Source organism: Candidatus Chlorohelix allophototropha, assembly GCF_030389965.1.
Taxonomy (GTDB): Bacteria; Chloroflexota; Chloroflexia; order Chloroheliales; family Chloroheliaceae; genus Chlorohelix; species Chlorohelix allophototropha.
This window is the reverse complement of record NZ_CP128399.1, coordinates 562,498-584,931: the sequence shown is the minus strand read 5'-3', so window position 1 is coordinate 584,931 and position 22,434 is coordinate 562,498. Positions and strand designations below refer to the sequence as shown.

At 46.7% G+C, this 22,434-nt stretch carries 15 protein-coding genes; 11 read left to right on the top strand and 4 right to left on the bottom strand.

The features are described from left to right. Positions 1 to 37: 37 nt before the first annotated feature. The 4 genes from OZ401_RS02605 to OZ401_RS02590 all read right to left on the bottom strand — a co-directional run bounded on the left by OZ401_RS02605 (position 38) and on the right by OZ401_RS02590 (position 5,182). Positions 38 to 1,267, bottom strand: a complete 1,230-nt coding sequence (locus tag OZ401_RS02605; RefSeq protein WP_341469158.1) for a GAF domain-containing sensor histidine kinase — start codon at positions 1,265 to 1,267, stop codon at positions 38 to 40. 5 nt (positions 1,268 to 1,272) lie between these two features. Then, positions 1,273 to 1,986 (bottom strand): response regulator transcription factor, encoded by a 714-nt coding sequence (locus tag OZ401_RS02600; protein ID WP_341469157.1) that lies wholly within the window; start codon positions 1,984 to 1,986, stop codon positions 1,273 to 1,275. A 243-nt stretch (positions 1,987 to 2,229) separates the two neighbouring features. Then, on the bottom strand, positions 2,230 to 3,234 hold the full coding sequence (locus OZ401_RS02595; RefSeq protein ID WP_341469156.1) for an enoyl-CoA hydratase/isomerase family protein: 1,005 nt from the start codon (positions 3,232 to 3,234) through the stop codon (positions 2,230 to 2,232). 37 nt (positions 3,235 to 3,271) lie between these two features. Next, a complete protein-coding gene (locus OZ401_RS02590) occupies positions 3,272 to 5,182 on the bottom strand; it encodes an ABC-F family ATP-binding cassette domain-containing protein (protein ID WP_341469155.1) in 1,911 nt (636 codons plus the stop codon). A 157-nt stretch (positions 5,183 to 5,339) separates the two neighbouring features. Between OZ401_RS02590 and OZ401_RS02585 the strand changes: the two genes are divergently transcribed. The 11 genes from OZ401_RS02585 to OZ401_RS02535 all read left to right on the top strand — a co-directional run bounded on the left by OZ401_RS02585 (position 5,340) and on the right by OZ401_RS02535 (position 22,350). Further along, on the top strand, positions 5,340 to 6,041 hold the full coding sequence (locus OZ401_RS02585; protein WP_341469154.1) for a dienelactone hydrolase family protein: 702 nt from the start codon (positions 5,340 to 5,342) through the stop codon (positions 6,039 to 6,041). A gap of 126 nt (positions 6,042 to 6,167) precedes the next feature. Then, positions 6,168 to 8,630 (top strand): hypothetical protein, encoded by a 2,463-nt coding sequence (locus OZ401_RS02580; RefSeq protein WP_341469153.1) that lies wholly within the window; start codon positions 6,168 to 6,170, stop codon positions 8,628 to 8,630. Positions 8,631 to 9,049: 419 nt separating this feature from the next. Then, the gene (gene polA / locus OZ401_RS02575; protein ID WP_341469152.1) at positions 9,050 to 11,926 is read left to right on the top strand and encodes a DNA polymerase I; all 2,877 of its coding nucleotides are present in this window, start codon (positions 9,050 to 9,052) and stop codon (positions 11,924 to 11,926) included. Positions 11,927 to 11,944: 18 nt separating this feature from the next. Then, on the top strand, positions 11,945 to 13,489 hold the full coding sequence (locus OZ401_RS02570) for an ArnT family glycosyltransferase (RefSeq protein WP_341469151.1): 1,545 nt from the start codon (positions 11,945 to 11,947) through the stop codon (positions 13,487 to 13,489). Positions 13,490 to 13,513: 24 nt separating this feature from the next. After that, positions 13,514 to 14,518 (top strand): ROK family protein, encoded by a 1,005-nt coding sequence (locus tag OZ401_RS02565; protein ID WP_341469150.1) that lies wholly within the window; start codon positions 13,514 to 13,516, stop codon positions 14,516 to 14,518. 367 nt (positions 14,519 to 14,885) lie between these two features. Continuing rightward, entirely contained in the window at positions 14,886 to 15,776 is an 891-nt protein-coding gene (locus OZ401_RS02560; protein ID WP_341469149.1) for a LysR substrate-binding domain-containing protein, read from the top strand. 202 nt (positions 15,777 to 15,978) lie between these two features. Further along, the gene (locus OZ401_RS02555; protein WP_341469148.1) at positions 15,979 to 18,696 is read left to right on the top strand and encodes a hypothetical protein; all 2,718 of its coding nucleotides are present in this window, start codon (positions 15,979 to 15,981) and stop codon (positions 18,694 to 18,696) included. A gap of 2 nt (positions 18,697 to 18,698) precedes the next feature. After that, entirely contained in the window at positions 18,699 to 19,538 is an 840-nt protein-coding gene (locus OZ401_RS02550) for a hypothetical protein (protein WP_341469147.1), read from the top strand. Then, positions 19,535 to 19,933 (top strand): NTF2-like N-terminal transpeptidase domain-containing protein, encoded by a 399-nt coding sequence (locus OZ401_RS02545; protein WP_341469146.1) that lies wholly within the window; start codon positions 19,535 to 19,537, stop codon positions 19,931 to 19,933. The genes OZ401_RS02550 and OZ401_RS02545 overlap by 4 nt, the downstream gene beginning before the upstream one ends. Positions 19,934 to 20,053: 120 nt before the next feature. After that, on the top strand, positions 20,054 to 20,743 hold the full coding sequence (locus OZ401_RS02540; protein WP_341469145.1) for a response regulator transcription factor: 690 nt from the start codon (positions 20,054 to 20,056) through the stop codon (positions 20,741 to 20,743). Positions 20,744 to 20,772: 29 nt separating this feature from the next. Then, on the top strand, positions 20,773 to 22,350 hold the full coding sequence (locus OZ401_RS02535) for a sensor histidine kinase (protein ID WP_341469144.1): 1,578 nt from the start codon (positions 20,773 to 20,775) through the stop codon (positions 22,348 to 22,350). Positions 22,351 to 22,434: the final 84 nt, after the last annotated feature.

Below are 22,434 nucleotides of genomic sequence, written 5' to 3'. Positions count from 1 at the left end.
CTAAATATTAGCATATCTAGGCGATAATCTCAAGTTGCTATTTATTTTGGGGATTGCTCAGTGAAATTTGTAAATCAAGTACCGTACCCTGTCCCGGTTTGCTCTCAATCTTGAGATGACCACCGGATTCACGGGCGCGTTGTCGCATGTTGATAACCCCTAAACCACCACCAATTGCCAATCGGTTTATATCTTCTGGAATTGCGAAACCACAGCCATCATCCGAAATTACCAACCGGATAGAATCTTCCAACAGAGTAAGTTTGATGCATGCGTTTTGCGCTTTTGAATGCTTCACAATATTGTATAGCGCTTCTTGGGCTACTCGGTAAAGATTTAATTCTTGGGGTGGATTAAGTATACCAGCAACATCCTCGTTAAGAGTAGTTTTTACCTTTACCCCGGAATGGCGTGAAATGTCCCCCGCCAAACCCTCTAACGCTGCAATCAAACCCAAATCGCTCAAAATCTTCGGTTGTAAGTCGCGGCTCAATAAGCGCAGATTGCTGATAGTGGCTTCTAAACTATCCTGTAAACGATTAAGTCGTTTCTCAATATTAGGAGGTAGCGGGTTCTCATCACCCATTTCATTGCTACTTGATAAAGGCTTCAGGGTATCGGTCAGATCACACCGTAACAGGTCAATCTGCCGCCCAAGCCCTATCAAGCCCTGTACCGTATCATCGTGCAGTTCACGAGCGAGGCGATTACGTTCCTCTGCCACTGCTGCTTCGCGAGCGCGGGCGTGCAAACGGGCGTTATCAATGGCGGTAGCAATCTGCTCTGCCAGAATTTCCAGCACAGGCACATCTTCTGGGTCAAACGCATCAATATGAGGTTGTTCGATATTCAAAACCCCGATACAGCGATCGTTGACTTTAAGGGGCATATCCAGTTCAGCCTGAGTATCAATGCAATGAATATAATAGGGGTCGCGGCTCACATCGTTCGCCAGACGGGTCTGCTCATTGCGCACCACCCAGCCGACCATACCTTGGCTGATATGCATACGCTTGGCATGTAGGCAGATATTATTATTAGCCCGATCTGCCTCAGAACAAGCAGTATGAAAAATGTAATTGCGGTCGTACTGATCTAGCAAATATACTGACACTACATCGAAATCAAAGGTCTTTTTTATTAAATCAACCGTTTCTATCAGCAGTTGTTCGAGATCGAGGGTGGTATTAATTTTCCGGCTGACTTGCATAACCGCTCGCAATTGGGCTGCTTTGCGATCTCGATTATCCCGATCTATACTCAACATAGGTACTACTCTCCCTCTTCCAAATCAAGGTCGGACAGACTTAATATACGCCTTTTCAAACCTTGTAAAACTGCTTCGGTACGTGAGCCAACTTCCAGTTTGTCGAAAATATTGGCAAAATGCGCTTGGACTGTACGCGGGCTTAAAACCAATCTATCGGCTATTTCTTTATTGGACAAGCCTCGCCCCGCCAGCTTTAAAACTTCCAGTTCACGTTCGGTCAAATGCTCGGTTGGTTGGTTGGGTTCGGATTTGCCTAGTGACCCCGGTTGGTTTTTGATTGCAAAGCGTCCTAATACTTTTTTCGCCACCGTAGGGTGTAAAACCGCCTCGCCCCGATTCACCGCCCTAACTGCTTCCACCAACTCATGGCTTCGTACGGTCTTGAGCAAGTAACCTGCCGCACCCGCTTCCAGAAGAGCAAATACATACTGGTCTTCATCATGTGCGGTAAGAGCTAGGATAGCAATTGTAGGACGTTGCGCCTTGATCTGGCGAGTAGCGGCAATTCCATCCAGCACAGGTAAACCTACATCCATCAATACCACATTGGGTAACAGCCGTAACGCCATTTCGACGGCTGTTTGTCCGTCACCTGCTTCACCTACAACGGTCATGTCTGGTTGGCGGTTGAGCAATTCGGCAGTACCTTCACGTACCACCGCATGGTCTTCCACCAGCAGTACCTTTATTCTTGTATCTTGATTGATATTTGACATTCTTTCGCACGTTTCTGGATAACCAGCACATTAATAAAATTATAGCTCAAATTATAACACCTAACAGCGCACAATTACCTATAGTTATTTAACCATATTAAGGTATTTGACGTATAAATTATAGGTATAACTGTAGTGATATTAACTTTTACACATAAAATGTTTGTAACAACTACAATAATTTAAAAACCCCTACTACCAGAATATACGGCAGAAGGGGCGTGTTGTTTCTATTTGGGCAGGTTAGCTTCCTTTGAAGTTGGGCGCACGTTTTTCCAAAAATGCTTTTAAACCTTCCCTGTAATCCTGCGTTCGAGATGATTCTTCCATCAATTGCGCTTCCATGTTAAGCGCCTGTTCAAAGCTCAGTTGTGAGGACTCATTCATAAGGGCTTTTGTCAGCCCAATCGAACGAGTCGGGCCTTTGGCAAGGCGCAAAGCCAACTTACGGGCTTCATCCAGCAAGGATTCGGGCGTAACTACTTTACTGACTAATCCCAAATCGCGCGCCTCTCCTGCGGTCATTTCTTCCCCTGCAAAAGCTAGTTCCATCGCGCGACTAGTACCGATAAGACGCGGCAAGAGATAGGCTAACCCCCCACCGGGCATTAAACCCACGCGCGTGGAAACCTCCAGAAAACGGGCGTTATCGCTGGCATAGCGCACATCGCAAGCTAATGCCAAACCAAAACCGGTTCCGGCTGCCACACCATTAATCGCCGCGATTACAGGCTTACGGATGCGCCGGATTTGTAGTAAAAGCGGCGAATAAGAACGGCGAATCAAATCATGCATTGAATTCGGACGGGTTGAAACCGCAGTTTCAGGAGCTTTTGGAGCAGGATTCTGGCTGTAAACAGGAGCAAAGGGGTCTTGCGGCTCACTGCGCTGAAAAGACGGTGGAGGTCCCGGATTTAGCGGCGTGTAATCGGGATTCGTTACCGGCAAAGGAGGCACTATTGGTTGGGGATTATAGGAATAAGCGGGAGGAGCTACAGGGGCAGGAGCAGATTCAAACGCTTGCGTTTCTTGTTGGGCGCGTGCCTTGAAATCCTCGCCGCCGCAAAAAGCCTTGCCTGCACCTGTGAGGATAATCGCGCGCACTTCCGGGTCGCGTTCCATTCCTTTGAACACATTAAGTAGCTCTTCCAGCATCTGGAGCGTAAAGGCGTTAAGCTGTTCGGGGCGATTCAAAGTCACTAACCCGACACCCTCGCTGCGATCGAATAATACAAACTGGTAAGCCATTTTTAATAGGTTCCCCCTTATTCAGTTTATTTGTAATTCAGCCTGCCAATACGCCCCATTCTTTGAAAAGACGATCAAGCTCCGCGCTGGCAGTTTCGTATTCCTTACTCAGCCGCGAAATTGCCTCTAAATCTTGGCGAGAACTGGCAGTGGTCAATTCCTCGCTGATTTCATTAAGCCGTTTTTCCAGTTTTGCTATCGACTCTTCTAATTCTGTGACTTTGCGTAGGCGTTGCCGCTCTTCTTTATCACTAGAAGATTTGCCGTTTTGAGCAGGAGTTACGGTTTTTACCACTTTTGGCTGCTCTCGTTTATTTTCTAGTTCCGCGCGTTTGCGAGCTTTCCATTCTTGGAAATCGCTGTAATTGCCCAGATACGAGTTGAGTTCACCTTCCTCAATAGCCCAAACCTGAGTTGCCAACGCATCAATAAAGTAACGGTCGTGAGAAACAAATAAGATCGTGCCATTGTATTCGCTCAAAAGCTCTTCTAGAGCCTCACGCGCATTAATGTCCAAATGGTTGGTTGGCTCATCAAGAATCAGGAAATTAGCTTTGGTCAGCGTTAATTTTGCCAACGATACCCGACTGCGCTCACCGCCCGACAGAGAAGAAACCTTCTTGAATACGTCATCACCGCTGAACAGAAAGCGCCCTAGATAATTTCGTGCTTCGCCTTCACTCATCGGCGCTGCCCAAAGTATTTCTTCCAGCACCGTATTTTTGAAATTCAAGCCTTCGTGCGATTGGGCGTAATAGCCCACCCGCACGTTAGTTCCCAGTTCCACCAACCCGTTAAGCGGGGTTGTCTCACCCATAATATTCTTCAGAAAAGTGGTTTTTCCGCTACCGTTAGAACCGATAATAGCGATGCGTTCCGCTCTTTGCACCTCAAGGTCTGGAGCTTTGAACAGCGAATGTGCGCCTTGCTTATCTCGATAACCGATTTCAAGCTCTTCGGTTGCCATCACCAAACGTCCACTGCGCAACTCGGTTTGCAAGGCAATATGCAACTTGTCTCGCTCTTTGGGACGCGCTAATCGAGCCAAACGATCCAATTGCTTTTGCCGCCCACGTGCTTGTCGGTAACGCTGCCCGGCTTTGTAGCGCCGGATAAAATCTTCGGTTTTAGCAATATGCTCTTGCTGCGCCTCGTATTCCGCCACTCGCCGTTCTATGCGGTCGGCGCGCAAGGAAAGGTACTTGCTATAATTACCGGGATAATCTTCAACCACTCCGAAGCTTAGGTCTAATACCCGCGTGACTACCCTATCCAGAAAATAGCGGTCGTGGCTGATTACAATGAGCGTGCCGTTCCAGCTAGAAAGGAAGTTTTCCAGCCATTCCAACGTTTTAAGGTCGAGATGGTTAGTAGGCTCATCCAGCAGTAGTAAATCGGGGGTAGAGAGTAGCGCTTTTGCCAACGCTGCCCGGGTTTTTTGTCCACCGCTGAAACGAGTGGCAGCTTGTTGCCACATCGGACGCGGGAAATTCAGCCCGGTTAGCACCTGCTCAATCTGTACCTCATAATCGTAACCACCGCCCATTTCAAAGCGATGCGTCAATTCACCATAGCGCTCCAGCAGAACTTCCCATTGCTCTCCGCTATGTTCGGTACTGGCAGTCATCTGCTCTTCGAGGCTGGCTATCTCTAACTGATCGGCACGCAAAGAGTCAAAAGACTCCAGCATTTCGGCATATAGAGTCTTTTCGCTTTCAAAGGTGGCCTCTTGGGGAAGATAGGCAATGCGAAACCCGCGCCGGGTCACGATCTCCCCGGAATCCGCACTTTCCTGCCCGGCAATGATATGCAGAAGGGTGCTTTTTCCTGCGCCGTTCACCCCAACCAGCGCGACTTTCTCGCCCTCGTTAACCTGAAAGGTGACGTCTTTAAAGACAGGATAAATATTGTAGGATTTGCTAAGTTTGTATGCGTTTAATACTGACATATTCTGAATTCTGTTTTATTCTTCAACCGACCATAAGTATAGCACAATTGAGGCTGGTTATATTTAGCTCATACTATTTCAACACTACTTCTTATCTCTGGTACAATAATCAACAACTAACTTTTGACAATTTTAGTTCAATATAGAGGCAAACTGTATGCACGAACAGGAAGAACTGATTACTGAAGAGGTAAAAGCTGGAGTTTATGCGGCTTATCTGGCGCACCCAAAAAGCGGCGAAAACCTACCCAGTGTTTTGATTATTCATGAGATTTTCGGCTTGAATGAAAACATTCGTGATATTGCCCGGCGCTTTGCCCGTGAGGGATATGTTGCGCTGGCAGTTGATTTGTACTCTAAAGAGAATGTACGGCAACTCTGCATTTTCAAAACGGTAGCAGGGATGATTATTAGCGCGCGTAAAACTGCCCATATGGGTGCACTGGATGAAGCAGCAAATTGGCTCAAAAACCTACCCGGTGTTAGCCCCGAAAAATTAGGAGTTATCGGTTTTTGCATGGGTGGGGGCTATGCGCTAGCTTTCGCCGTTAGTAGCAAGCAACTAAAGGCGGTAAGCGCCTTCTACGGTATGAACCCACGTCCGTTGGATTCGGTAGCACAAGCTTGCCCGGTGATGGCAAGTTATGGTAGCAAAGATCAGTTTTTCGCCAAACAGGGCTTGAAACTTGAAAAAAAATTGAAAGAGTTTGGCATACCGCATGATGTGAAGGTATATGAGGATGCCAATCACGCTTTCTTTAACGACACATGGAGCAATTACAACCCGGAAGCCGCCAAAGATGCTTGGCAACGTACCCTTGCATTTTTCAGTGAGCATATTTCAAATAGGAAAAAATAGGAAGATAGTAACAGGTCTAAACCGCCCGGCATTAATTCATTTGTAACCTGCGTTTATTACCATGTCTAGTGCGGGAAATACTTGAATAGAAATGAGTATTTAACTTTGGAATACTACAGGAGCAAAATGAAAAAACTGATAATACCGGGGGTATTTGGGCTAGGATTTGTGGTTATTGCGCTAGGAGTGGGCTTGATTTTGTGGAAACCTGCTTCAGCTACTCTATCTTTCACCGATCCCGCTTTTGAAAAAACTTGGAACGGTTTGGATAAAGCCGTATTTGAACAAGCCGCAGCAGGGCGCGGCTATACTTGGGGACCAGTAGTTGTAGGTGCCGAATCTATTTCAGGCGAGTCATATAATGGCACCGTCCGTAAAGTGGCTTATTTCGAAAAAGCCCGCATGGAAATCAATAATCCGGCAGGTAACAAGAACGACCTATTCTATGTAACTACCGGGTTGCTGGTCAAAGAATTGGTTACCGGGTTGCGCCAAGATGGGGATGAAACCTTTACCCAACTCCCCCCTAGCACCGTGCAGGTTGCGGGTGATCCCAACGATGGTAACGCTAACCCTAATGCGCCGACTTACGCCAGTTTTAGAAATGTAGTAACTATTTTTGGAAACCAAAACGGCAAGCCCTCTTCAAACAGTAGTATCATAACTGCCAGTATTGATAAAGCCGGAAATATTAGCAGCATTAATCCACCGGAAACCCACAGTAGCAGCGGCTATGATGACGTTACACAGCATAATATTGCCGATGTTTTTGTGGATTACGGCAAAAACACCGGAAAAGTGTGGAACGGTAACTCATATCTGAACAGTTCTATTTTCTATGGGAATCCAACTTACGTGCTAGGTCGCCCGATAAGCGAACCTTTTTGGATTTCGACACAGGTAGCAGGTAGTGACAGAATGGTATTGGTGCAATTATTTGAGCGCAGGGTATTGACCTACACTCCCAGCAATCCGGTAGGGTTTAAAGTGGAGATGGGGAACGTAGGACAACACTATTATAAATGGCGCTACACTCTCAACAACAGCCCCATTATCACTCCTCCTGCTACTACCGTTCCAACCACTACTGCGGCTGCCACACCCCAGCCAACGCGGGCAGTCCCGGCGGGTAAAGCGTTAAACGTTAATTTCGGGGTAGATAAAAACACCTTTTCCAACAAGATGTTGGGCGTAAACTTCGTAAACTGGGAACATAGCTGGGGCAAACCCTATCCCAGTGAAGTGCCGGGGCTAGTGCAAGCGCTTAAAGCTGCCAATGTTGGGCTTATCCGCTACGCTGGTGGTAACTGGAGTAATTCCGTAGGCTGGGATCGCAACCAAGTGCGAGACCCCAACATAGGTTGGCCCGATGGAAAAACCGGACCATACTATTTCCAGTACAACCCCGAAGAAATCGATAGTGTTGCCACACTGGCAAAGGCTGTGGGCGCAGATGTTATGATTGAAGTAAACATTTTTACCAGCAATCCGGCTATGTGGGCTGACATGGTTAAGTACACCAATGTGGAACACAACTACGGATTTAAATACTGGGAATTGGGCAATGAGCTTGATGCAGCAAAGAATGGACCGACTCCTGACGAATACGCAAATGATGTCAGCGCTTACTTAGACGCGATGCTGGCGGTAGACCCTTCTATCCAAGTAATTGCTTCCGGCGTAGCCTCGCCGTATGAAGCTACTCGCCAGAACTACAGTGACACTATAACAAGTCTATCTGAATATTTGACCAAACCTTTTGCGGTAACCAGCCCCAAAGGGGCGAAAATACAAGCAGTGTCATACCATTGGTATCAGGCATGCAACAGCAATGACCCTGCAGACTTAACACGTTACACTTGGTCGAATATAGCCGATAACTCTTGGCGCAATACATACTCCAGAAAGCAAGCAGATATTTTCCCGCCACGTATTACAAAAGAGTTAACCAAAGGCACAATCCCACAGGGAGTAACTGAATATAACTTTGATGCTTGTAATTTCGATAATCCAATGAATGGGAATTTCCTCAACGCTTTGTGGACAGCCGATGTGTTAGGGCGAATGAACTATAACGGCGTTAATTTTGCCACTCGTTGGGAGGGATATGCTACCCAATCTTATTCGATAATATATCCAGACAAAGTGAATGGCACTACGATTATCAATGTAAGCCCCGCTTACTACGCTTATCTGATGTACGCCAACTATTTCGGAGATAAGATAGTAGAATCGAGCAGTTTCGACAATGCAAATATCTCTATTTGGGCTTCGCGTGATACGTCTGACCCTTCCAAGTTGAAACTGATGGTTACCAACCTCTCCGGTTCGGATATTACTGCACCGATTAATCTAGCCGGGTTCAACGCAAGTTCAGGCAGCGTTTACCAAATGAAGAGCGCGAATCCAACCGAAATAACCAAAGCCAGCCTAGATGCGACCGCTACTATTAACGATGTATCTGTAGATGCGATGAATGTGGCAGGCAGTTTGGCTAGCATAAAACCTGTGCCATTGGCGGTATCCGGTTCAGCCTTCAACTATGTTTTCCCGGCTTACACAACCACTGCAATAATTCTGACCAAATAATGCCAAACTTTTAATAGTTTGTACAAACGGGGTGAATCTGACACCCCGTTTTAGTTTTTATGCAGGAAAAGTTGTATGAAATGTTTCGAGCCGCTATGCTCGCCAGCAGCGGCTCGATGGTTGGTTTCGTTAGTGTTAGTAGTAGTAGGAGATTTGAGAGGATAACTAATTAAGAAAAAGATGGCGGTTGGAACCGCGCAAACTCTTAACTTATCTCAATTTTGGTTGCAAATATTTTTTATTTCGCTACCTTTTTTATTTTACCAGCAGATATATTATCTGTTATTGGACTAAAGACCTATTTAGGTGTAGCCAGATTACCTAATTCAAGTAAGCCTGAACAGAAATACCGGGTTTTCTGGTATAATCAGGCTTCCTGAAAAGCTCCTTTATTCTTTCTAAGAAAGCAAAAAAGATATATGAGCAGCCAGAGTAATAAACCCCGCTTGATGCTGATTGATGGCTTCGGCTTGATATTCAGAGCATATCACGCTGTACCACCCGGATTGGTAACTTCGCGCGGTGAACTAACCAATGCTACCTTCGGTTTCACTTCGATGTTACTGGAAGTGCTGAGACGCGAAATGCCTCAGTATATAGTGATGGCTTTCGATACCGGACGCACTTTCCGCCACGACGATTATGTGGAATATAAAGCAAACCGAAGCGAAATGCCGGAAGATTTGCGCGGTCAACTCGCCCGTATCCGTGAGATTGTCGAAGCGTTAGGTATTTCAATCCACGAAGCAGTAGGCTTTGAAGCGGACGATGTCATTGGTACTTTGGCGCGTCAGGCTGAAATGATGGGGTTGGAAGTTCTAATTATCACCGGAGATAACGACCTGTTGCAACTGGTCAACAAACATACGCACGCTGCTTTGCCGGGAGCAGGACCGAAAGCCCGTTTCAGTGAGGTGCGCTACTTTGACGTAGATAAGGTTAAGGAAAAATACACTTTTAGCCCGGAATATATACCGGACTATAAAGCCATCACCGGAGATAAAAGCGATAATATTCCGGGTATCCCCGGTTTGGGTGAAGTAACCGCTCGTAAGCTGATTAACCTATACGGGCATCTTGATAATATCTATGCACACTTGGCTGAGATAAAGCCGCCTAAAGTACAAACTGCGTTGGAGACATTTCGAGAACAGGCGCTAAAGAGCAAGTATTTAGCGACCATTGTTACCGAAGTACCGATAAAACTTGACCTTGACATGGCGCGAGCGCATCAGATGGATCGCGACCGGGTAGTTAACATTTTCCGTGAAGTCGAGTTTCGCAGTCTGCTAAACCACCTACCTGATGCTCCGGCTATTGTAAAAGCCAGCACGAAGGTTTCAAATAAGAATGAGCAGCTAAATCTCTGGGATATGCCTGAGGTTGCGCCTGAAGCGCCGGAAACTAAACCCGAAACAGAAAGCAAGTACAAACTAATCAGGGATAGCTCCGCACTGGCAAAGTTGGTAGAGCGGGTTAGGCAAACCAGTGTACTTTCCTTTGATACCGAAACCACCAGCGAAGACCCTATGCGGGCGAATCTAGTAGGCGTATCTATCGCGCCTACACCTGACGAAAGCTATTACATACCGATAGGACATGTAAAAGCGGTTTCTAGCGCGGTATTTGAATTGTTGCCCGATCAACTTGAATGGGAGGAAGTGCGCCCTGTTCTAGAAGAGCTTTTCAACGATAGCCACATCCGCAAGATTGCCCATCATGCCAAGTATGATTTGGCTATTTTGCAACGACATGGCATGGCGCTGGAAAGACTCGATATAAGTTTCGACACGATGCTGGCAGCGCAGATAGCCGGAAAAACCTCCTCGCGACTCAAAGACCTAGCGTTTGAAGAGTTAGGCGTGGAAATGACCCGCATTGATGCCCTAATCGGCAGTGGCAAGAACCAGACTACAATGGATCGAGTACCGATTGAGACAGCGGGGCAATACGCCGCCGCAGATGCCGATAACACCCTGAAATTGGTATCTGTTTTTGAAAAGGATTTGAGCCTAAACAAGCTGGAAAAAGTCTTTCACGAGATCGAGATGCCGCTGATTCCGGTGCTGACCGGAATGGAATTGGTGGGAGTTGCGCTGGATACCGCTCGTCTTGGTACGCTCTCCACCAGCCTTTACCAGAAAATTAGCGAATTGGAAAAGAATATATTCAACGAAGTAGGTCACCAGTTCAATATCAATTCGCCTGACCAACTTGGCAAGGTTTTATTTGAAGAATTGGGCTTGCAAGGTGGCAAGAAAACCGCTACTAAAAAGTTCTCAACCGATAAAAAAACGTTGGATACGCTGCGAGGCGCGCATGCTGTCGTGGATTTGGTGCTAGAGTATCGGCAATTCGGCAAGCTAAAATCAACCTACGTGGACAGCCTGCCTTTACTGCTAAATTTGGAAACCGGGCGGGTGCATACCTCTTTCCAGCAAATTGGGGCGAGTAGTGGACGCATGAGTAGCAACAACCCCAACCTGCAAAATATCCCGATTCGTACCGAAATTGGGCGAGAGGTGCGCCGCGCCTTCATTGCCGATAACATCAGCAATAAGCGACTGTTCGGCAACGACAAAGCTATTTTGGTTTCTGCCGATTACAGCCAAATCGAATTGCGTTTATTGGCGCATCTGACCGGAGATGAGCGTTTGACCAGCGCCTTCCTTGCCAACAAGGATATTCATCGCGCTACTGCCGCCGATGTTTTTGGAATACCGGAAGAACAGGTTACCGATGATATGCGACGGGTGGCAAAAACCGTCAACTTTGGCATAATCTACGGCTTGAGCGCGTTCGGACTCACTCAGCAAATTAATATCACTTACCAAGAAGCTGCCGCATTTATCGAGAATTACAAAGCGAAATATCCAAGCGTGTGGCATTATCTGGAAAGTACCCCCGAAGAGGCACGTAAAACCGGCTTTGTGCAAACCCTGTTCGGGCGGCGGCGCTATATGCCCGAATTAAACGCCGGAAACCCCATTTTGAGAAAAGAAGCCGAACGCGCCGCGATTAATATGCCGGTGCAGGGTACTGCTGCCGACATTGTTAAAATTGCGATGCGGCGTGTCTGGGACGCGCTGAACAGCCAAAAGCTGCGAGCTAAATTATTACTTCAAGTGCATGACGAATTGGTATTTGAAGCGCCCGAAAGTGAATTACCAGAGTTGGCGGCATTGGTTCACACGCACATGGAAGCGGTTGAGAAAGATGTGCAACTGAGTGTACCGCTCAAAGCCGATCTAAAATATGGCTTGAACTGGGGAGAGATGGAAAAATATGCCCTGTAAAGCGATTCTCCGGTTGGAATGATAACCATTACCCCACCAAACTCAAAATTTATAAAACTAGCGCTGAAGCTCTGGGAGTGGGTAAGTACCCCCGGTTTGTGGTTATTAATCGGCATTTCCGCGATTTATTTTCTGACCAGCGCGTTTGACTTTTTCATCAGCGATGGCGAGGTGATGTACCAGACCGCCCGTGAAATAGTCCTGCGAAATCGCATAGATCAACCCGCTACGCCCGGTCTTACTCAAATCATTCAGGGAAACGATGGTCTATTTTATAGTAAATATGGGTTGGGACAACCGCTGCTAGCTTCACTCTTTTTCCGCTTCGGCAAATGGCTCTGGTTCAACTTTATGCGCGAAAAATGGGATGAACCAATCGCGCATTTTGCAGTCACATTGCTGCCGCTACTGGCTACAGCATTAACGGCATGGTTGGTTTATCTTATCGCCCGAAAGCTGTATCGTTCGGTCAAAATTAGCATAGGTTTGGCGTTATTATACGCACTTGGTACGAGCGCGTGGCCTTATGCACATTTCTTTTTCAGTGAGCCGCTTTTCTGCTTATGTACTGTGTTAGCCGCATATGCTTTATTACAGTTCAAAGAAGCCAGCCATAGCTGGCAAAGATACCTGTGGCTAATAGCAGCCGGACTGGCTTTTGGTTACGCCATTTTGACCAGAGTTTCGGGAATTGCGCTACTGCCCGCTTTTGCTTTATACCTATGGCTTATTTGCAAAAACCGCCCACGCGATTTTATAAAGTACGGTCTGGTATTCGGAGCAGCAGTATTTCCTTCCTTTGCGCTTACTGCCATTTTTAACCAGATGCGTTTTGGCAACCCTCTTAGCAGCGGCTACGAGGGCGAAGGCTTTACTACGCCCATTTGGGAAGGGTTATGGGGGTTATTATTTAGCACCGGAAAAAGCGTGTTCCTCTATTCTCCGGTATTAGTAGCCGTACCTTTTGCGATGCGTCCGTTTTCAAAACGTTTTCGCCCGGAAGCTTACTTCTTCGGCGCAATAATCCTGATAACGCTGGTATATTATGCAGCATGGTGGGCGTGGTATGGCGGCTTTAGCTGGGGACCCCGCTTCATGGTGCCGGTACTGCCCTTTGCTATAATCTTTCTGGGTGCGCTGCTCGAAAACAGCCGTAAATGGGTAGCTGTTCTCTTTGTAGGTTTGTTTCCGCTAGCGATATTTGTGCAAATGTTGGGTGTTACGGTAAATTTCAATACACATCTGGGCAATATAACTCACTATCTTCCCGGTTGGGATGCCAATTATATTTTTATTCCGGCTTACTCGCCTATACGAGCACATTTTGAGCTATTCTGGAATCCTGATAACAACGTTATTCGCTCACTCTCATTAGATCAATTAGGCTTAACAACGCGCATGGCAAAAGTCTTCGGCTATGGGGCAATATTATGTTTTCTGATAAGCCTGTTTATGGTATGCTATGCCTACTTACGCACAAATAAACGTGAAAGTAGCCCGCGAATAAATAATATAGCTGTAAACACCTCGCAAGTTGAAGCAGGTAGCGAAAGTTCTCATTAGTTGCATAAAAGTGGTGTATAAACGATGAATATAGTTGGTGTGGACTTAGGTGGAACTAAAGTAAGAGCAGTTCTGGCAGATGGAACCGGAAAACTATTGGCTAGAACTGACCGTCCAACACAAGCAGATAGAGGTCTGGATTCCGTTATTGATAATATCGTCTCAGTAATAAATAAAGTTATGAGCAAATCCACCCCCGGAGAAGTGCTAGCAATTGGAATCGGCGCACCGGGACCGCTAAACCCGCGCACCGGGGTAGTATTTTCACCTCCAAACCTACCAGGCTGGACAGATGTGCCTTTACGCGATTTAATCGAAGCCAAACTAGGTTTGCCAGTTTATCTCGGCAATGACGCAAATCTAGCGGCATTGGGCGAATATACCTTTGGCGCAGGTAAAGAATACCGCTATCTGGTATATATCACCGTCAGCACCGGAATTGGCGGTGGAATAATCGAAGATGGCAATATTATTCATGGGTCAAGGGGCGCTGCCGGAGAAATCGGGCATATGACCATCAAGCTCGATGGGCCTGTTTGCAATTGCGGGAATATTGGCTGTTTTGAAGCACTTGCCAGCGGTACAGCGATTCGCAAGCGCGCACTTGACCTACTTAACACCAATCGCCCGACTCTGTTACGAGAGTTATCCAATAACAATCTGGACTCGGTAAATGCCGTAATGGTGGAAAAAGCTGCCAAGCTGGGCGATGAAGCCGCACTTGAACTCTTGTACGACACAGCAATATATCTAGGAGTGGGTATCACCAACATATTACATCTGTTTAATCCTGAAATTGTGGTAATAGGAGGGGGCGTTTCGCAGGTGGGCGACCTTATATTCGAGCCATTACGCGCTGAAGTAAACAGACGAGCAATGCCCGCTTTCCGCGAAAACGTACCGATAGTACCCACCGATTTAGGAGATGATGTCGGTTTGTACGGTACGATTGCGCTAGTTCTGCAAAATTACGAGGACGCACAGAGGCGTAAACAGCAATTGGCGCACTTGCGGCGCGATGGAATCTAAAACCACGCATTGAGGCTTTTATGAGAAGGCGGGAGGCAGGATAACAGAAATTTTAAATCAAGCCCTCGCCTTTTTTGTATCAACGATAATACCTTGCACAAGTTAGTCCACTAAATATATTTTGAGCTGCTTATTACCCAAAGCTCGCTTTACCATTATCGAATATACAGCGCAGATTCTTAGCCAAGGAGCAACGGTATGGAAAAGAAAAAGATCAACTCTTGCTTGCTAGGAATAAACAGAAATGAACAAACCACCAAGTAAAAAATAGATTCATAAGATGCATAAGATTAGTTTGCATGTGCTATAACTAGGGTTTATACTTGTAGTTATTCACCGTCAAAAATACGCATTGGGAGATTGAATCTTGAACTTTCACCAGCTTCATCTATTTTTTGAGGTAGCACAATGCGGAAGCTTCTCCAGAGCAGCCGAAAAGCTATCAATCAGCCAGCCTGCTGTTTCAGCCCAAGTCAGGGAATTTGAAAAGGAGCTTGATCTCCAACTTTTTGAGCGGGGCAGCAAAGTCATGCATCTTACCGAAGCTGGTAAGCTCCTCCAACGCTACGCACACCAGATTTTTGCACAAGCCAATGAGCTTGAACATGCCATTGAAGATTTAAAAGGGTTGTCGATTGGGCGGCTCACCATTGCTGCCAGCACTACTGTGGCGGAATGTATCTTACCGCATGCATTAGGGCTATTCAAAACAGCTTATCCGACTATCCAGTTAGAAATGCAAATTTCCAACTCCACCAAGGTGGTAGAATGGGTTTGCGAACGACATTTTGACCTCGGTTTCATAGGAGATGAGATTGAGTCAAACGATTTGGTAATAGAACCTTTATGTGAGGATGAAATCGGAGTGTTTGTAGCAACCAATCACCCATTGGCAAGCCGCAAAAGCATTACCCCAGAAGAATTAGCACAACAACCCTTCGTAGCACGTGAGCGAGGCTCTGCCACTCGTCTGAATTCTGAAAGAGCGCTTCTAGACCTCGGTATCAAACCGAAAATAGCAATCGAACTGGGCGGTAATGAGGCTGTAAAACGGGCAGTTTGTAGCGGACTTGGTGTTGGTATGCTTTCTGTCTTTTCGCTTACCCCCGAAATAAAAGCCCAAATGGTGAAAGTAATCACGGTTGAAGGATTGGTGTGCTGTCGCAAATTTACTGCCATATATCGCCGTGACAAAGAACTTACCCGTGCCGAAAAGCGTCTGCTCGAAGTAGTTCGCGAATCAATCAAGCAGATTTAAAGATTAATCCTGCTAAGCCCTTACCTAAAATGTAGGTAATTGGATCGAATCTACGAACAAAGCGCGATTTATCCCATTTATGTATTGTCAAGTTTAGCGAATTTGATTATAATTCATCCAATAACATGACATAAGTACTGCTGGGGTCGGGTCTTTCTATTTCCTGTTTTTACGGTCACATAGTTTTTGCGGTAGGTGGCGAATGAGTGATCTTCAGTTAATAGCGACTCAACTCGAAATCAGCGGTGGAATCAGACGAGACCGAGCAGAAGGTCTCCTCGATGCTGAGCTTATGATGCCGCCCCCGATAATCCAAAAACGAGGGGCGCTCTACATAATGACCGAAGTTGAGGCAATCCGAGACTCCTCTCAAGCCTTGCGTGCAGGCAATTACGAGTTAATTCGCGATACGCAAATGGCAATCATCAAGGAATTTTACGAATTCAATCAGAACGCCACTGTAACTAGCGCCTTAAAACACGCGCTGGAAGTGGCGAACCAACTATTATTTAACCGCAATAGCGCCTTACTTCCGCCGGAACGGCGCGGAGTGGGTATTACCTTGGCTTTGGTGCGAAATAACGAACTATTTCTGGCACAACTACCTCCCACTCAGAGTTATGTAGTACATCAAGGGCAAATGAGTTATTATCCGATGCCAGATAATTATCGTAAAGGTCCGCGCCCGCTCAACCCGCGCGCCACTCAGCCTTTGCCTATCGCCACAGGTGGTAAGCATTCTTCCTATACCCCTGCACTTGGTCGCTACGCAACTATTGATCCTATTTTTAACCGCACCTACTTTGACGATGGCGACCTACTGGTACTTTGTTCCTCCTCGTTGGCACAGGCATTAGAAGAAGACCAGCTAGAACACTATTTTATGAACTCCACTAGTCGCGAAGCGCTTTATAATCTTTCGGAATTTGCGCGAGTTCATTATATAGAGAACGGCTACGCTCTAGCAGTTTCAATGAAGGGCGATTACAGCGCCAGGAGTCTGGAACGAGCAGCACAAGAAAGAATTGAAGCCCACACCGCCACTAAACGTAGCGAAGAAGGCGGGTTTAAAGGCGCAATGAACAACATGGCGGTTTCGATGAGCGCCTTTGCTTCTCGCTTCAACCCTGATAAAAATGAACCCGATAAGGAAGAATATATTTTTGAAGCAAGCCTACCACCGACCGAAGCCGTTCCAGTGCGTTGGAATCAAGATTTCGAGTTTGTGGATAATGAGCCACGTCAAGCACAACCACCTATCCAACAACATCCGGGTAGCATAACCGAGTTGGTTAATTTGATTAACGATAACCCTGCTGCTGACCCTTGGATTCGGCGTGAGAAGGACGGGCTGGAAAAACCCCCCTATCTCCAAAATCGCCCCGACCCAACTGAAACCGATCGGTTCAAGAAACAACAAGCAGGCGTATTCCCTGCGCCCGGTTCAGGATCGCCAGAACAAAAGGCTACCTTTAGCCCGCGTAATTACCAATCGCCGGAAGCGCCGAAACCTCATTTTGCCTTCTCTGAGGAAGCCGCAGCTATACCACCGATTGGGGAAACAGGCAAAAAGAAAAGAGGCAAACAGCCCGACAGCCCACCACAAGCGGCTGAATTTGTGGATGTATCCGGCGGTTACGGACCACCCCTTGAAAGTATCAAGGATGAACGAAAGGGTGGGTTCCGCGGTGGTCGTTTCCTGATAATCGGTGGGCTGATATTATTACTGGGCGTAGCAGCTTTATTTCTAGTCTCTGCCGCAGTTAACCTAGTGGGCGGTAGCAATGATAAAGCGATGGGATTTGTACGTTCAGCTGAAGCCAAACGAATACAAGCGCAAACCTTTGCGGTAATCGACCCAGCCAAAGCACGGCAATTAATAAGCGATGCTCAGGCTGACCTCGATAAAGCGCGCAAGGAAAAGCCAGAATTAAAAGATATTACTATTACCTCCAACGCCCTGAAAGTTACATCGGACAACATCAACCGAGTTGTGATTCCGGCAGACATTCGGGTTACCCTTGATTTGACCAACCAGACCGGCATTAAAATGAGTCGCGCTATCTTTTCAAGTACAAATGACGTGGTTTTTATCCTTGATAGCGGACGAGGTATGGTTTTACAACTTGATATGCAAGGTCAAATTAAGACTATACTGAAACAAGGAGATACTGCCAGCGGTAAGACTCTAACCAAGCCCGTACTGATGACACCCCGCCTTGATAGCGTCCTGATATTAGATGACGCAAATAACGTCTGGATTTATGACCGCTCTCACAATTCATGGAGCGCGGTTGCACTTGGCGGCACAAGCGGTTGGGTGAAATCGGTGCGATTAGCCGATACCTATCAGGGCAACCTGTATTTGGTTGGACCAGGAAGCGGACAGATATTGCGATATTTATCGGGCTCGTATAGTAACACCCCGGATGAGTGGCTTTCGGAACAGGCGGTGCAAACCGCTAACCTAGATCGCGCTGTTACGCTGGAAGTGGATGGACGCATCTTCGGGTTAAGCTCAGAGGGTGTACTTTACCAGATGGAACGACCAAACGGCAAGAATAAGGGTGAAATTACCAATCAGATTGATTTAAATAGTGGTGGATTGGTTAGCCCCGCTTTGAATAGCCCTTACCTGATGCAAATCGGAAGTTTTGATTATCCTTATCTTTTCGTGATAGATGCGGAAAAGCGCATCCTACAATACCAAAAATCAAACGGAGCGTTCGTACAGCAAATTCGGGCTGAAAACAAGGAGTTTGATAGCATCAAAGACTTGTTGGTGGACGAAGCTAATCAGAAAATTTATGTAGTAACCGACCAGAAAATTTATATTTTTCGGGTACCATCTGCGGCTGTGTCCGGTAACGTGCCGGTAATCAGTACAACACCATCTACAACTCCAACCACAAGCAGATAGGGATGTCGAGATACGCCGGATGGGTGATACTGATATTACTTGTATTATTTGTACCACCTATCCTTGCTAATTCTGAGGAGACTCAAACTGACCCTGCTACCAGCGATTATTTGCCGCAACCCCTTCAGTTATTATTCCCTTCGTTGCCTGCTTCTTTTTCAACGGAAGAGGTTTTGCCGCCCAATTTTGACGGAAGCGCACCTGCATTTGACCTGATTTCTATGGGCACAATTCCTTCGCCCGATGCTGCAACCGGCACGCCGCTAACCAAAACCTTAACCTTACAGCTGAACGGCGGGATTAAAGGGCGCATCTTTTCAAACCCTCCATGGCTATCGCCTATTCCCGATCGCTTTGTAAATCTTTCGGGAAATGGTGAGCTTAAGGTGGCAATCAGCGTTAAGCGAGATGCGGCGCAAGGAGCAGGTATTCTGCCGGGACAAACTAATTGGGGACGTATGCGCCTTGTCTTGAACGGGGCTATTTTTGATTATTCGGTGCAACTATTGGTTGGAACGCCTGCACCGGTGGTGAGTAGCAGTTCAGAGCGGATATTCGGATTATACCGACAAATTGTGGCAAAGCTGGACGCGCAGGGCGATATGGCGGCGATTGTCGCAACTCCGACCTTCCCAAATGCCGGACAAACTGCGCTCGGCTTGATTGTGGATTATCTAGGCGAGAACGGCTACAATCGGCGAATGATCGAAGCGGATTTTATTGGAAGAGTAGCCGAAACTTTGAGCGAAAAAGATTATAACGGGGATGGTTGGGTTGGGTTCAAACCCGAAGACATAGTAATCGGCGCGCCGGGTTGGGTGCTAGGAAGAAAGCTGAAATGAAATCTCGTCAAACTATCTGGCTTTTACCGCTTTTGCTCTTACTCTTGACCGCCTGCTCAGACAACCTGACACCCAGTGAGGTTAGCCAACACTATCTCGAAGCGGTGCGGGACGGGAATTACGGTAATGCCTATGAGGTGCTAACCGCCGACTCTCAGTTGAAAATCAGTCGAAGCGATTTTGGGGATCGGCTTGCCCGCGCCAAGCAAGACACCGGAATTGTACGTACCGAAATTCTGAAGGTAAATCGCGATTCAACAATTGTTGGCAAGCGTGCCAGCGTTACCTACCAGCTTGAAATTACGCTGCAAAGTGGTCAAAAACTCAGCCTATTTGAAGCAATGGTATTATTACAACAAGATAACGGCTGGCGGGTCATTTGGCCCCCACAATAAAGCTCGCCGATTAGTCCCATTTTGCTGAAACAATTAAGGTTTTTTATCGTACTAATATCAACAAACAGCACCTTACAGAGTGATTAGCCTGAAATTTTACTAGAAATTCTGGAGTAAGAAATGCAAATTCTAGTTGTGGATGACGATAATGAGATCATCGATATGCTGGCACGCGGCTTGCGCTTCGAAGGTTACGATGTACGTACTGCCCTCGATGGGGATACCGCGCTTACGATTTTCAGGGAGTCCGCACCCGATCTGGTGCTGCTCGATGTGATGATGCCGGGTAAAAATGGTCTAGAAGTTTGCCGCGAAATGCGCAAAATCCGCGACACTCCGGTGGTAATGCTTACCGCTAAAGATGCAGTAACTGATCGCGTAGCGGGATTAGATAGCGGCGCGGATGATTATATCGTCAAACCTTTTGCCTTTGATGAGTTGCTGGCGCGAGTCAGGGCGCACCTACGGCGCACTGCCCCCGGAGATAGCCAACAGGTTATCCAATTTTCTGACCTGATTCTTAACACTGTTACCCACGAAGTGCATCGAAGCGGTCAACTAATTGAACTTACCAGCAAAGAATTCGAGCTGCTCCAGCTTTTTATGCTAAACCCACGCAAAGTCCTATCGCGCGAAGTAATCTATGATAAAGTGTGGGGCTACGATTTTGGCGGAGAGTCGAATATAATCGAGGTTTACATCCGTTATTTGCGTAGTAAACTGGATACAGGCAATAGCCCTAAGTTGATACGCACAGTACGCGGTGTTGGCTATGTAATGAAAGAATCGGATAACTCGCACGAAGAGTAATTCGGTTCTTAACCCTTAATGGATTACCCTTGGGCAAGTTCATTCAAAATTTTTCGATACGGCTAAGATTAACCCTAGTCTTTTCAGCGGTGGTTTGTGTAACCCTCGTCATTTTAAGCGTGTCCGTTTATCGTTCGGTAGTGAACACCTTGAATTATGAAGTGGAGCACGACCTCAAAAACCGTGCCGTCGAAATCAGTCAATATGTTGCCTCACGCAATAGCTTTACTGAGCAGGATTTGCTGGAATTAAGCGCCCTCTTGGGAGGGATAGAACCTGATAATAAATCTCCCTCAATCGATAGGCAATTAAGTAATAATTTTCTTGCCAGCCGCCGCGATTTGGATGCTTCCCTTACCTATGTACAAATCTCTGACCCCAAAGGTAATCTCTTGCAAGCTGTGCCAGATATTCGGCTTATGACTCAGCCAGTGACGCAACAAATATTGCGAGATAATATAAACTTTCCCGGGGAGTATTTCACATTCCGAATGCCTGATACCGATGAACCGGTCAAAGGTTATACTGAGCGTATCACATTGCGTGGCTCGACTGTCGGCTATGTACAGACAATTAACTCGATGAAGCAATCTCTGGCAGTTAGTAACAGCCTCATTTATCCGTTCGGAATCGGTGGAATAGCGGCAGTAGTCGCCTTAGTTATTTTCGGTTGGTGGATAACACGCCGCGCTTTCAGTCCAATTGAAAACATAACTAGGGCGGCATTTCGCATCGGCGCAACCAACGATCTGACCGAGCGTATTCAGGTTGATCAATTCTCTAACGATGAAGTGAGCCGTTTGGGACGCGCTTTTGACGGAATGTTGGATCGCCTTGAAAAAGAATTTAAGTTACAGCGTCACTTTATCGCCGATTCTTCGCACGAATTACGCACTCCTCTAACGGTGATTAGAGGTAATCTTGATCTGTTAAGGCGAAATCCTGACCCCGTAAACCAGAGTGAATCACTCCAAGCAATCGAACGCGAAGTAAAGCGTATGCAAAAATTGGTTGAGGATTTATTACTATTGGCTAAAGCCGATGCCAACCAGACTATCGAGTTTTCATCCACCAATCTGGATGAAATAGTGCTAGAAGTGTACAAACAGGCGCAAGTGTTGGCGCAAGCGCGTCACCAGACTCTCAAACTAGGCAATTTTGAAATTATCAAGGTGGTGGGAGACGCTGACCAATTGAAACGGGCAATTCTAAACCTAGTAGATAACGCCATTAAATATACCCCCGAAGAAGGAATCGTCACTATTAGCTTGCATAGCGGCAATCGTTGGGCGCAAGTAGCAGTTACCGATACCGGCGTAGGAATTGATACCACAGACCAATCTCAGATTTTCTCCCGCTTCTATCGGGTAGAAAAAGCCCGTTCGCGAGCCGGAGGTGGCACAGGGCTTGGTTTACCGATTGTAAAGTATATAGTCGAATCGCATGGTGGGCGCATCAGCCTAGACAGTGAAGAAGGCAAAGGCAGCACCTTTACCTTGTGGCTACCTCAAATTTCTGAGCAATCGCCTGATGCAGATGAACTCGAGGCAGAAGGGCAAAGCGAGGACTCGTCCCCTTCTGAAACAACGTCCGCCCACAAAAAATAAGTGGTTATGCTATAATTACTGACTGTTTTCGCTAGGCAAAACTTAATTCCATTTTAAATTCTCACAAGGTAGGTAAACTAATCA

Bases quoted from the DNA above. Each gene is read 5' to 3' on its own strand.
- OZ401_RS02605 (WP_341469158.1), bottom strand. From the start codon at position 1,267: ATGTTGAGTATAGATCGGGATAATCGAGATCGCAAAGCAGCCCAATTG.
- OZ401_RS02600 (WP_341469157.1), bottom strand. From the start codon at position 1,986: ATGTCAAATATCAATCAAGATACAAGAATAAAGGTACTGCTGGTGGAA.
- OZ401_RS02595 (WP_341469156.1), bottom strand. From the start codon at position 3,234: ATGGCTTACCAGTTTGTATTATTCGATCGCAGCGAGGGTGTCGGGTTA.
- OZ401_RS02590 (WP_341469155.1), bottom strand. From the start codon at position 5,182: ATGTCAGTATTAAACGCATACAAACTTAGCAAATCCTACAATATTTAT.
- OZ401_RS02585 (WP_341469154.1), top strand. From the start codon at position 5,340: ATGCACGAACAGGAAGAACTGATTACTGAAGAGGTAAAAGCTGGAGTT.
- OZ401_RS02580 (WP_341469153.1), top strand. From the start codon at position 6,168: ATGAAAAAACTGATAATACCGGGGGTATTTGGGCTAGGATTTGTGGTT.
- polA (WP_341469152.1), top strand. From the start codon at position 9,050: ATGAGCAGCCAGAGTAATAAACCCCGCTTGATGCTGATTGATGGCTTC.
- OZ401_RS02570 (WP_341469151.1), top strand. From the start codon at position 11,945: ATGATAACCATTACCCCACCAAACTCAAAATTTATAAAACTAGCGCTG.
- OZ401_RS02565 (WP_341469150.1), top strand. From the start codon at position 13,514: ATGAATATAGTTGGTGTGGACTTAGGTGGAACTAAAGTAAGAGCAGTT.
- OZ401_RS02555 (WP_341469148.1), top strand. From the start codon at position 15,979: ATGAGTGATCTTCAGTTAATAGCGACTCAACTCGAAATCAGCGGTGGA.
- OZ401_RS02550 (WP_341469147.1), top strand. From the start codon at position 18,699: ATGTCGAGATACGCCGGATGGGTGATACTGATATTACTTGTATTATTT.
- OZ401_RS02545 (WP_341469146.1), top strand. From the start codon at position 19,535: ATGAAATCTCGTCAAACTATCTGGCTTTTACCGCTTTTGCTCTTACTC.
- OZ401_RS02540 (WP_341469145.1), top strand. From the start codon at position 20,054: ATGCAAATTCTAGTTGTGGATGACGATAATGAGATCATCGATATGCTG.